Origin of the sequence: Colwellia sp. 6_MG-2023 (assembly GCF_030547765.1) — a bacterium.
In the GTDB taxonomy this organism is placed as follows: Bacteria; Pseudomonadota; Gammaproteobacteria; order Enterobacterales; family Alteromonadaceae; genus Colwellia.
On sequence record NZ_JAUOPP010000004.1, the window covers coordinates 116061 to 128299 of the forward strand.

The 12239-nt window shown below is 36.6% G+C and carries 13 protein-coding genes and 1 riboswitch; of the genes, 10 read left to right on the forward strand and 3 right to left on the reverse strand.

Going from position 1 to position 12239, the window contains the following annotated elements; all coding sequences use genetic code 11:
* Positions 1-57: 57 nt before the first annotated feature.
* On the forward strand, positions 58-1092 hold the full coding sequence (locus Q4503_RS04100; RefSeq protein WP_303601454.1) for a DUF484 family protein: 1035 nt from the start codon (positions 58-60) through the stop codon (positions 1090-1092).
* Between the two features lie 42 nt (positions 1093-1134).
* Here the strand turns inward: Q4503_RS04100 and erpA are convergent, their stop codons facing one another.
* The gene (erpA, locus tag Q4503_RS04105; RefSeq protein ID WP_354668413.1) at positions 1135-1476 is read right to left on the reverse strand and encodes an iron-sulfur cluster insertion protein ErpA; all 342 of its coding nucleotides are present in this window, start codon (positions 1474-1476) and stop codon (positions 1135-1137) included.
* Between the two features lie 743 nt (positions 1477-2219).
* On the opposite strand from erpA, the gene Q4503_RS04110 reads away from it, so the two are divergent.
* The 4 genes from Q4503_RS04110 to hemL all read left to right on the forward strand — a co-directional run bounded on the left by Q4503_RS04110 (position 2220) and on the right by hemL (position 7009).
* Positions 2220-4049: a chloride channel protein gene (locus Q4503_RS04110; protein WP_215972248.1), complete on the forward strand. Its 1830-nt coding sequence runs from the start codon at positions 2220-2222 to the stop codon at positions 4047-4049.
* Positions 4046-4498 (forward strand): CopD family protein, encoded by a 453-nt coding sequence (locus Q4503_RS04115; protein ID WP_215972249.1) that lies wholly within the window; start codon positions 4046-4048, stop codon positions 4496-4498. Before Q4503_RS04110 ends, Q4503_RS04115 begins: the two co-directional genes overlap by 4 nt.
* A 117-nt stretch (positions 4499-4615) precedes the next feature.
* Positions 4616-5626 (forward strand): aspartate carbamoyltransferase, encoded by a 1011-nt coding sequence (locus Q4503_RS04120; RefSeq protein ID WP_215972250.1) that lies wholly within the window; start codon positions 4616-4618, stop codon positions 5624-5626.
* Positions 5627-5701: 75 nt separating this feature from the next.
* Positions 5702-7009 (forward strand): glutamate-1-semialdehyde 2,1-aminomutase, encoded by a 1308-nt coding sequence (gene hemL, locus Q4503_RS04125; protein WP_303601455.1) that lies wholly within the window; start codon positions 5702-5704, stop codon positions 7007-7009.
* A 44-nt stretch (positions 7010-7053) separates the two neighbouring features.
* On the opposite strand, the gene Q4503_RS04130 is transcribed toward hemL, so the two are convergent.
* Together Q4503_RS04130 and moeA are read right to left on the reverse strand one after the other, a co-directional pair.
* Positions 7054-7443, reverse strand: a complete 390-nt coding sequence (locus tag Q4503_RS04130) for a hypothetical protein (RefSeq protein ID WP_215972252.1) — start codon at positions 7441-7443, stop codon at positions 7054-7056.
* Between the two features lie 106 nt (positions 7444-7549).
* Entirely contained in the window at positions 7550-8785 is a 1236-nt protein-coding gene (moeA, locus tag Q4503_RS04135; RefSeq protein ID WP_215972253.1) for a molybdopterin molybdotransferase MoeA, read from the reverse strand.
* Positions 8786-9000: 215 nt separating this feature from the next.
* Positions 9001-9180: riboswitch (molybdenum cofactor riboswitch) on the forward strand.
* Here moeA and moaA point away from each other — a divergent pair.
* The 5 genes from moaA to moaD all read left to right on the forward strand — a co-directional run bounded on the left by moaA (position 9167) and on the right by moaD (position 12195).
* Positions 9167-10138 carry a GTP 3',8-cyclase MoaA gene (gene moaA, locus Q4503_RS04140; RefSeq protein ID WP_303601456.1) on the forward strand — a complete coding sequence of 324 codons (972 nt, stop codon included), beginning with the start codon at positions 9167-9169 and terminating at the stop codon, positions 10136-10138. Its footprint overlaps the riboswitch before it by 14 nt.
* A gap of 1 nt (position 10139) precedes the next feature.
* Positions 10140-10784: a molybdenum cofactor guanylyltransferase gene (locus Q4503_RS04145; RefSeq protein WP_303601457.1), complete on the forward strand. Its 645-nt coding sequence runs from the start codon at positions 10140-10142 to the stop codon at positions 10782-10784.
* A gap of 37 nt (positions 10785-10821) precedes the next feature.
* Positions 10822-11364, forward strand: coding sequence for a molybdenum cofactor biosynthesis protein B (gene moaB, locus Q4503_RS04150; protein ID WP_215972256.1), 543 nt, complete (start codon positions 10822-10824; stop codon positions 11362-11364).
* Positions 11364-11864: a cyclic pyranopterin monophosphate synthase MoaC gene (gene moaC, locus Q4503_RS04155; RefSeq protein WP_303601458.1), complete on the forward strand. Its 501-nt coding sequence runs from the start codon at positions 11364-11366 to the stop codon at positions 11862-11864. Before moaB ends, moaC begins: the two co-directional genes overlap by 1 nt.
* 82 nt (positions 11865-11946) lie before the next feature.
* The gene (gene moaD / locus Q4503_RS04160) at positions 11947-12195 is read left to right on the forward strand and encodes a molybdopterin converting factor subunit 1 (protein WP_303601459.1); all 249 of its coding nucleotides are present in this window, start codon (positions 11947-11949) and stop codon (positions 12193-12195) included.
* Positions 12196-12239: the final 44 nt, after the last annotated feature.

Genomic DNA, 12239 nt, shown 5'->3' on the forward strand with positions numbered 1-12239 from the left:
AGTTCATTGATGATCGCATCCTTAACTTCATCATTTGTACTAACAGGTATTACGGATATGTCTGACACAAAAATAGCATTAGAGCGCAAATTAGCGAGTCTAATTGAAAATTCACGTATTAATGCAGATATAGCCCAAAAACTTTTTGAAATTGAAGCGCAAATATTACGTTGCAAAACAAGCCAAGAGCTTTTATTTGAGCTGTTAGCGTCGATAAAAGATAAGTTTGACTTAAGTGGTATTTGCTTGTTATTGGCCGAACCAACACCAATCAGCTATTTACTTAGCGGTAATATGCAATCAAGTTGGCATAAAGAAAACAGCAAAAATATTGCGATTGATTTATTGCAACAATTACACCCTAAACGAAAACCACTGCTTACTAATGATCTACTTCTTATAAAAAAAATACTCCCTATAAACCTGGCCGAACAAACAAAATCGATCGCTTTAGTGCCTTTAATCATTGAAGATAAGTTATTTGGCAGTTTAGTTTTTACTGACAATGAAAAAACACGCTTTCGACCGAACTTAGGCACTTTGCATTTAGAACAACTCGCAGTAAAAGTAAGTTTATGTTTATCTAATGCATTGATTAGAGAGCAGCTAGAATATATGGCTCATTACGATAGACTAACGGGGCTTGCCAACCGTCGGCTTATGGAAGATTCAATCAATGAAGAGTTAACACGTCAACGTCGATATAATGTTCCTTTCTCAATATTGTTTATCGATTGTAATAAATTCAAAGAAATCAATGATACTTATGGACATGATTGTGGTGATAAAGTACTCACTTATGTCGCGACACAATTAAAAGAATTAATACGTGAAAATGATAAATGCTTTAGATATGCAGGAGATGAGTTTGTGATTACTTTAGCAAGCCAGCCATACAAGGAAGCATTATTAGCATGTAAGCGGTTAACTGAATTTTTCCAAAATAACCCGATGCCTTATCAAGGTTTGCATTTACCTATTACCATTAGCTGTGGAGCTGCCGCTAGTGATGGAATAAAAACAATGGAAGAGTTACTAAAACAAGCTGATGAGCAATTATATATGCATAAGAAAACAGGGGTAATTCTTTGATAAGTCTATAAGCATAGACTTATCGCTATAATGTAGATTGGCTTAAATAGAGAAAGACGAACCACAGCCACAGGTAGTTGATGCATTTGGGTTATTCACAACAAAACGGCTACCTTCTAAACTTTCTAGGTAATCAACTTCACCATCAACCAAGTATTGTAAACTCATTGGATCAATAACCATAGTGACACCTTGTTTTTCTATAGTCATATCACCTTCGTTTATTTTTTCATCGAAGGTAAAGCCGTATTGAAAACCAGAACAACCACCACCAGTAACATAAACTCTTAGCTTAAGTTCTGGGTTTTCTTCTTCTGTAATTAACGATAGTACTTTACTCGCTGCCGAATCGGTAAATTTAATAGGTAATTCTGGTGTTGAGATAGGATCAGACATGAAACTCTACTTTTATTTTAAAAGGGGACTGTAAACCAAGGTAATAATACTAAGTCTATTATGCTACTTTCTCACTCTCTTGCAAGAAAGTTTATAGTGTATCTATTATCTTAAGCTTGACTAATTTAGTCAAGTATTATTGCTTTATTATTGTATGCGCCAAGAGAGTGTTTTATCAAGCTTATGATATTTTTGCCACTTGGCTTTTGCTAACATGGCAAACAGTTGTATTTTCTCAGAAATAAATTTTTATGGCAATGCAAACATTCCTTCGATAACGTGAAAATATTTAAAACTAAATAATATTTTTCCTTATTTTCGTGGAAATACCTGCAAATGTTAACTTATCTAGGTTTATTATTTGCTGTTATTTTTACCTTATCAATAATTACGCTATCGGTTTTATTGTGACACCATCACTTGTTGATAACATACTAATGGCTTAACGGCCTGTTCAGCCTCTAAAATATTAGCAGCTTCAATTTGGCTTACTGCTTGTTGATATAACTCTGCTAGGTGAGATTTTTTCTAATATTCTCGCTTGAAAATCAGGATATAAATGCCGATTTAACAGGCCTTCTCTACTTAGTAACAATGGTTAGATTTATTTTTGCTAAGCAATTCATTTGTAACGTACAATAACCTTAAAGAATTAAACTTATTGGTAATTTATTTACTAAAACGATATCGATAAATGCTATCTACAAAACAAAGAAGCCCACTTTTTAACCATGAGCTATATTAGCACAATCAGAAAAAACTTAGCGTTACCCAAGACTTCATGGCAAATTTGTATACTTGCCATTGTCGGAGGTTTTGCGTCAGCACTCTTAGTGATTTTATTTACCTTAACCACAGAGCAAATCCAACAGCTCTATTTGGTTAAGCGCGATAATTATATCACCTTAGATGGGGTAAGTCGTTTTGACTTACCCATTATAGGTGCAATTATCATTCTACTTTTTGGTTGGCTAACGGGGTATAAATACTTAAGAACAGGTATCCCATTTGTGCTACATCGACTAAAGGTTGCCCATGGTGTTATCCCTTTTAAAAATACACTGAATCAATTTTTTGGCAGCGCTGTAGCGCTTGCATCAGGTTTTTCTGTTGGACGTGAAGGACCCGCTGTACATCTAGGCGCTGCGGCCAGTAGTTATGTAGGAAGCGTATTGAAGCTACCTTATAACAGTATTCGTATTTTATGTGCTTGTGGTATTGCTGCGGGTATTTCAGCAACATTTAACACCCCTATTGCCGCAGTACTCTTTGTAATGGAAGTCATTATGAGGGAGTATAAAGTTCATATATTTATCCCTGTGATGTTGGCGTCTTTAGTCGGTTCATTAGTAACTCGAAGTGTTTTTGATGTATCTCAAGACTTTGAATATTTTCATAAAATAGAGTTAATACCACAACATTATATTCCTTTGATCATTCTAGGTGTTTTACTAGGAACACTAGCAGCCGCCTTTAACAAAACCTTAATTGGCGTAATAAAACATAGTAATAAATATCATATTGTACCAAGACTGCTTTTAGCTGCGGTAATCACTGGCGCTTTAGGTTATTTTGTCCCTGGTGCTATGGGTGTTGGTATTGGCGCTATTGATATTTCATTTACCAATGACTGGCAAGTAGGGTTATTAATCAGTCTTTTATTAGCTAAATTCTTAATGACTACATTTGCATTAGGTTTAGGCATTCCTGGTGGCGTTATTGGACCAATTATTAGCATTGGCGCGATTACAGGAGCATTAGGTGGTGCGCTAGTAACACAATTTTTACCTGGCGAACATATCGGTAATGACTTTATTTTAATGGGAATGGCGGGATTTATGGCAGCCAGCTTAAATGCGCCGATAGCTGCATTACTAGCAGTAGTTGAATTATCTGGTCAATTAGAAATAATTTTACCTGCCATGATAGTTATTACTATCTCTAGTATTATTTCTGGCCAATTATTTAAAAATCGCTCAGTATTTACTATGCAGCTTGATATTCAAGGTTTACTTTATCGTAAACCGCCTATTGAAAAAACCTTACAAAAAATTGGCGTGCTCGGTTTGATGATAAAAAAAATAGAATATACCCAGCAAGCTTCTATCAAGGCTATCGCCGGCATTATGTTAACTGTTGATAATAAAACGCCTGTAGTTAATAAAACCGTTAAAAAGGTAATGAAGAACAAACAAGTGATTGACGAAGTTAATTATCATTGGGCTGAGTTTAACGAGGATATACCATTAGTGACCATCCCGTTACATGACGATGCGCAATCAGAACACCATACGTCTGAATATCAAGTATCAGAGAAAATGACATTACATCAACTGATTCCTTTATCGCATCAAGCAACCTTAGCTGAAGCTTATTTACTACTGGTTAAAAAGCGCTGTGGTGGCGTCTATATTTACCAAGAAAATATAAATAATATGATTGGTATGGTAACCTTTGAACAAATTAGACAATACCTAGTTCACGGCAAATTAATTGCCGGGGTATTACCACCATATGTTGATGAAAAAGAATCAGTATTTGAAAGGAAGAATGATTCATGAATGAATTTTTAGCGAGCAATATTCTCTGGTTTAAAGCCTTACATGTTTTTTTTATGGTCGCTTGGTTTTCCGGTATATTTTACTTACCTCGACTATTTGTAAATCATGCAGAAACAACCACTGAGTCAGTATCACAACAACTAAAAGGAATGGAGAAACGTTTACTTTACTTTGTCACGCCTTTTGCCATATTAACGATAGTGCTTGGCTTAATATTAATTTATACCTACGGCGCTCATTGGTTTGCTGCTGCCAAGTGGCTGCATATAAAACTTACTTTCGTTATTCTTCTGGTGATTTATCACGGTTATTGCTTTAAATTGGTAAATACCTTCCAGCAAGATAAAAATACGCGACCAGGCAAGTTTTATCGAATATTTAACGAGATACCTGTATTCATGTTGCTAGCTGTCATCATTTTGGCGTATGTTAAACCGTTTTATGGGTAGTATTATCTAAAACAATTAAAGCGAAATAGCTTGATATAACATTCTAAGTTTTGTCAATTTATGCTATATTTCTGCAAATTTTTCGTGATTCATTAATTAACGGCTAGACTTCTCAAAATGATGAAATTCCAAGGTAATCACATACTTTCAGTATCCCAATTTGATCGTGACGCAATTGCAAAGATACTCGACGTATCAGCACAAATGGCACCTTATGCTGCGCGCCAAAAGCGTTGCACTGTGCTTGATGGCGCTATTTTAAGCAATCTTTTTTTTGAAGCAAGCACCCGAACACGTGTTAGCTTTGGTACGGCTTTTAACTTACTAGGCGGCTTTGTTCGTGAAACTGTCGGCCAAGAAAATTCATCATTAAGTAAAGGTGAATCATTGCTTGATACCGCTCAAGTTATAAGTGGTTATAGCGATGTTATTGCCATGCGCCACCCACAAATGCATTCTGTTGAGCAGTTTGCACAAGGTAGTACTGTTCCGGTAATTAATGGTGGTGATGGGGCTAATGAGCACCCAACACAAGCATTATTGGACTTATTCACCATACAGTCTGAAATGATGCATTATCAAAAAGGTTTAGATAACCTTGATATAGTGTTGATGGGTGACTTAAAACACGGTCGCACAGTACATTCTTTATCGAAACTACTCAGTCTTTACAATAACGTTAAAGTCACTATGGTATCTCCAACTGCACTACAAATGCCGGACAGTGTTGTTTCTGCTTTAGAAAATGCAGGTCATCAAGTGGTGATTACCGACACCATGGCAGGCAATTTATCTTGCGACGTTATTTACCAAACTCGTATTCAACAAGAGCGCTTTGCCAGTAAAGATGAAGCCGATTTATATCGTGGACATTTCAGTTTAAACAAAAGCGTTTATCAAAAGTATTGCCGTGAAAATACGGTTATTATGCACCCTCTACCAAGAGATTCTCGCCCCGAGGCCAATGAACTCGACATTGATTTAAATGATTTAGACAGCCTAGCGATTTTTAGACAAGCACAAAATGGTGTTTTAGTAAGAATGGCACTATTTGCGTTAACTTTAGGTGTTGAGGATCAACTAACGCAATATGAAAAAAGCGTAAACTGGCACACAAATAAACGCTAATTAACAAATTTTATGAATGGCATCTTGTCCATGCAAGGCCATCCATTAACCAACAAACCAAAAAGGGTTTTTACTATGAGTGGAACAACAAACCTTTCAACAAGTAATTCTGAGCAATTATTTGCTAAAGCCAAAAGTGTTATTCCAGGTGGAGTTAATTCACCAGTACGTGCATTCAGCAGCGTTGGTGGCACACCTTCGTTTATAAAACGTGCAGAAGGCGCTTATATTTATGATGCTGACGATAATGCTTACATTGATTATGTTGGCTCTTGGGGACCTATGATTTTAGGTCACAACCACCCAGCTATTTTAGATGCTGTTATTACTACCGCCCAAAATGGTTTAAGTTTTGGTGCGCCAACAGAATTAGAAATCACCATGGCAGAAAAAGTACGTGAGTTAGTTCCTTCGATGGAGTCTTTACGTATGGTTAGCTCAGGTACTGAAGCAACGATGAGCGCTATTCGCTTAGCTCGAGGTTTTACTGGCCGTGATAAAATATTAAAGTTTGAAGGTTGTTATCATGGCCATGCCGATTCATTATTAGTAAAGGCAGGCTCTGGTGCTTTAACATTAGGTGTACCTAACTCTCCAGGTATTCCTGAAGACTTTGCTAAACACACCTTAACGGTTAGCTATAATAACTTATCAGAAGTTAAGGAAATATTTGCTAAATATCCGGATCAAATTGCTTGTATTATTGTTGAGCCTGTTGCGGGCAACATGAACTGTATCCCTCCTGTACAAGGTTTCTTAGAAGGCTTACGTGCGGTTTGTGATCAGTATAATTCTGTCCTTATTTTTGATGAAGTAATGACCGGATTCCGTGTTGCTTTAGGTGGTGCGCAAGCACATTACAACATTAAGCCTGACCTAACTACATTAGGTAAGGTTATTGGTGGTGGTATGCCTGTTGGTGCTTTTGGTGGTAAAAAAGAAATAATGGATTACATTGCCCCCACTGGCCCAGTATATCAAGCAGGTACTCTCTCTGGTAACCCTATCGCTATGGCGGCAGGTTTAGCTGCATTAACAGAATTATCACAAGGTAATAAGCATCAGCAATTAAGCGATGCTACCGAGAAATTAGCAATGGGCTTAAAAGCTGCTGCAGACAGAAATGGCATTGATTTAAATATTAACTATGTTGGTGCGATGTTTGGTTTCTTTTTTACCAGTGATGAAACCCCTATCACTTGCTTTGAGCAAGTCATGGCATGTGACCAGGATAAATTTAACCGTTTCTTCCATTTGATGCTTGAACATGGTGTTTATTTAGCACCATCAGCTTTTGAAGCTGGTTTTTTATCAATGGCACATACCGATGATATTATTGAAAAAACCTTAGAAGCTGCCGCTAAGTGTTTTGCTCAACTGTAATAACTTAGCTATTTGGTAATACCTATAAAGCTACAAAAGAGTTATCAACTAATCATTGATAACTCTTTTGTTAACCAATCAAAACCATCTTGCCAACCTAAGTTTATACCTGAGAAATTTTTTAAATTCCAACGATCTACAGCTCTTAGATCGTTCATTTTTTGGGTTAAGGCTTCACTTTCATCGCTATAGTTAATAACCGCTATAACTTTTAAATTTTCATGGGATGCAATGCTTAATTTTGCTTCAAAGGAGTAATCATAATGATTAATTTTATTAATAAGCAAACCAAAATTACTCGAAAAGTGTGTTGATAAAAACTCATCATATTCTTCTACCATTTCTATCGATATTTCAACGGATTTATTCACAATGACTTCCGCTATATTTTCATTAAGAATATTTATTGAACAAAAACTAAGTTCATATTTCATTTCTATTTCCCCATGCACACACAATAATAATGATCACTAAACCTTAATAACTAGGTTTTTATATTTTCTCTACATAACAAACTATAGGGCATTGTACGTAATTGATTTACGTTATAAATTGGTCAAATAACTGTACCGTTACTACTTCTCCCGCCTTAACTTTGCCCTGCTCAGCGGGTAACACGATAAAACAATTTGCTTGTACTAAACTTGATAAAATACCGGAGCCTTGTGAACCAGTTGATTCAACAACATTATCGCCTTGGTCATTAACACTAAGCACACCTCGCTGAAAATCCATACGACCAGGTGATTTTTTCAAATCCTTAACACATTTCACCTTTAAATAAGTACGCTTTAGCGGTTCTGCATTTTGCATTTTAGTTAAACCAAGCATTGCTAATTGATGAAAAGTAACTAACGCTGAGACTGGATTTCCTGGTAAACCAAAAAAAATACTGTTGGGTAACTTGCCAAAAGCAAACGGTTTCCCCGGTTTCATGGCAATTTTCCAAAAACCAATTTCCCCCAAATCATCAAGCACCGTTTTAGTATAGTCTGCTTCTCCTACGGAAACACCACCAGATGAAATAACCGCATCAGCCTGCTTATCGGCACTAACAAAAGCCGCCTTGATTAAATCGAAATCATCTTCAATAATGCCAAAGTCAATCACTTCAATATGTAATTTTTCTAACATGCCACGTAAAACGAAGCTATTACTCTCGTAAATATCACCTGACGCTAATATTTGCCCAGGGAGCTTTAGCTCATCTCCGGTCGAAATTAGCGCAACCTTTACTCGGCGGTAAACCTGAACTTCACTAATACCCAATGAAGACAAAATACCAATATCTATGGCCGATAGTTTATGCCCTGGGCTAAAAACAGGCTGACCTAATTTAATATCCTCACCAGCCTTACGCACATGAGAGCCAAATGATTTTTCATTAAGAAAGGTAATATTGTTGTCATCCACTTGCACATTTTCTTGCATTTCAACACTATCACAACTCTCAGGCATTTTTGCGCCAGTCATAATACGAATGCACTCCCCTAATTTACATTCACCTTCAAAAGGCGATCCTGCCATAGAGCGCCCTATTAAGGTTAATACTTTACTGGTTTGAAAACTCTCAATAGCAAAAGCATAACCATCCATTGCTGAATTATCATGATTAGGAACATTTAGTGGACTAGCAATTTCTTGAGCTAAAACATAATTAAGTGCCTGTGAAATTGGTAAAGTTAACGTTTCGGTCACCGGCGTTATTTGTGACAATAAATTTTCTAACGCATCCTCAAATGGTAATAAACCAGGAGCTGAACAACAATCAGACATGACAATCTCACTTAATTTTTTATTTTTTGAATACCTTGAAACATCTTTTAATTATTTATCAATAATTAAAAGAGCATATTGCCACTATTATTACCTAATTAGTGACAAAAGTAATTGGGCTTTTTATTGTCTATAGACAGATTAAGACAGGAAGTCAAAAAGTGCTATTATGCAGGCTATTAAATGGTATACTTTTTCTTGAGTCATAAGACTATATAATTATTTTACACCGAGCTTAAATAGCTAACTCCATACTTTATAAAAGTAGGCTATGTTATTTAAAGCCGTAGTAATTGTTTTCATTAGATAATTTATTGATAGCAATTTACTGCCAGGGTTAACAAGGAAACGCGTTAGCCTCCCTACATTTGGAAAGGTGATATGTTAAAAGACAATTTTGGCCGTAGGTTTTATTATCTACGCCTATCGATTACGGACGTTTGTAATTTCAAATGCACATACTGCCTGCCTGACGGTTATCAGTGTGATCAACCGCGTGACTTTCTTTCTCTTGCAGAAATAAAACGTTTAACTTCTGCCTTTGCTAGCTTAGGTACAGAAAAAATTCGGATCACCGGTGGTGAGCCGGCACTTCGTAAAGATCTTCCTGAGATCATTCATGCTTGTAAACAAACTCAAGGTATTAAAAAAGTTGCTATCACTAGCAATGGTTTTAAATTGCCTGAACATTTACCGCATTGGTTAGATGCCGGCATTGACGCTATCAACATCAGTATTGATAGTTTAGATCCTCGTAAGTTTCATGCTATTACAGGGCATGACAAACTCGATACTATTTTAAAAGGTATCGATATGGCTTTAGCTGATGGACGCCCTACGGTTAAAGTGAATACAGTATTAATGCGCGAATACAGTGGCTACGATATTCAAAGCTATTTAGATTGGCTAAAAGATACCCCGGTCACCCTACGTTTCATAGAATTAATGCAAACGGGCGATAATAAAGCCTTTTTTGATGCACAGCATGTGCAAGGTTCTCGCATAAAGCAAAACTTAATTCTTGATGGCTGGTTACCCGTGCTGCAAGACAGATCTGCAGGGCCTGCACAAGAGTTTTATCATCCTGACTATCAAGGGCGTATTGGGCTAATTATGCCTTACTCCAAAGATTTCTGTAGCAGTTGTAACCGCTTACGAGTGAGTTCATCAGGAAAATTACATTTGTGCCTATTCAGCGAAAACGGTTTATCTTTACGCGAACAATTACAATGTGATGATATTGAACCATTACAAGCACAAATATTGTCTTTATTAGGTGATAAAAAGGCAACTCACTTCCTACATGATAAACTTACTGGCGGCACAAAACATTTAGCCATGTTAGGTGGTTAGTATGAATAACATTGTAAACACTGCACCGATAGACACGACACTATTAAATCATGAATGCTTAGGAGTCGTACTTGCTGGTGGTTTATCTACTCGTATGGGCAATGATAAAGCCAAGTTAGTTAGAGGAAATAATTCACCGCAGTCTATGCTTGCCTTTTCTAAGCAAACACTGACTAATTCAGGTATTAATAACATTGTTGTTAGTGGTGATCATTATGATATCCCCGATCAAGTAAAGCGGTGTGGACCTGTTGGAGGAATTTTCAGTGTCTTGACCAAGTACCCAAATGCGAAGTCATTATTAATACTGCCTGTTGATTTACCTTTTATGACCGCAAAAGCCTTAACTGACTTACGTGTTAAAGGTGAATTAAGCCAAAAAGCAACATACTTCGAAGGTCATAACATCCCTCTCTACTTACCGAACAGCGCTTATGTTGAATTATTTTTATCACACACGTTTGCAGATAACTTAACAAATGAACATATACAGCTTAATAACGGAGAGGCGATAAAAGGCCCTTCAATCAAAGCTTTGTTAAAAAACATTCCACATCAAGCAATACCGATTAATGATAAAGCTGTTTTATTTAATACAAATACGCCCGAACAATGGCAACAAGCAAAGCAGCAGCTTAACTTTTAACCAATTAATTTAAACAGATAGCGTAAAAGGATAACTTATGTCAGCACATGGCGGCACAACTTTCATTCCCTTAAATATTGCAGTATTAACTGTTTCAGATACTCGCACAGAAGACAATGATACTTCTGGTCAAGCATTAGTCGAACGACTCACAACTGCAGGCCATACACTAGTAGATAAAGCGATTGTTATTGATGATATATACCAACTGCGAGCTCAAGTTTCTAAATGGATTGCTGATGATAGTATTAACGTCATTATTTCTACCGGTGGTACTGGATTTACCGATCGAGATAATACACCTGAAGCATTAATGCCATTATTTGATAAAAATATTGAAGGTTTTGGTGAAGTATTTCGCCATGTTTCATTAGGTGAAATAGGTACATCAACAATTCAATCGCGCGCTTTAGGTGGTATGGCAAATAAAACTGTCATTTTATGTGTACCAGGTTCAACTAACGCATGTAAAACTGCCTGGGATAAGGTAATCAAAGAACAATTAGATGCTAGCCATAAGCCGTGTAACTTTGTGCCTCATTTAAATATTAGCGCTGACCAATGCGAGACACGTAACTAATGAGTAGTTCAACAACATCATCATCGCCAACACTTAGCCATCTCAATCAACAAGGTGAAGCTAATATGGTTGATGTGACCGAAAAAGCGATGACCTCACGTACCGCTACAGCGCAAGGTGTTATAAGTATGAATCGCGCGACTTTTGAATTAATTACCACCGGTAAACATAAAAAAGGCGATGTGTTTGCCGTTGCTCGTATTGCCGGTATTCAAGCAGCCAAAAAGTGTAGTGATTTAATTCCTTTATGTCATCCATTGATGCTAAGTAAAGTACAAGTTGATTTCAGTTTAGATGAAGATAATTCACAAGTGCAGGTCACAAGCCTTTGTCGTTTAACGGGGCAAACCGGTGTTGAAATGGAAGCATTAACGGCGGTATCAGTTGCTTGTTTAACTTTATTTGATATGTGTAAAGCAGCTGATCCTGCAATGGAAATTGGCAATATTAAAGTATTAACTAAAGAAGGTGGTAAGTCAGGACATTGGCAGGCTTTATAGAAAAATTATTCAAAGTAGCTTTTAAAATGAGATCTTATTCGTAAGTGATCATTTACTTACTTTTATAAAAAGAGAGAACATCATGATAAAAATCGTTTTTTTTGCCGCTTTACGTGAGCAGCTTAATTGCAGTGAGTTATCAATAAATAGCCAAGGATTAACTACGGTCGCCGATATAAAAAAACAACTGGCGAGTACAGATGAGCAATGGCAACAAGTTTTTACTAACGATTCATTACTGTCTGCCGTGAATCACGACATGGTTAATGATGAACACATAGTTAACACTGGCGATGAAGTGGCTTTTTTCCCACCTGTTACCGGTGGATAACTCAACCATTTATCAATAATGACCTTATTTAGTTATATAGCAGA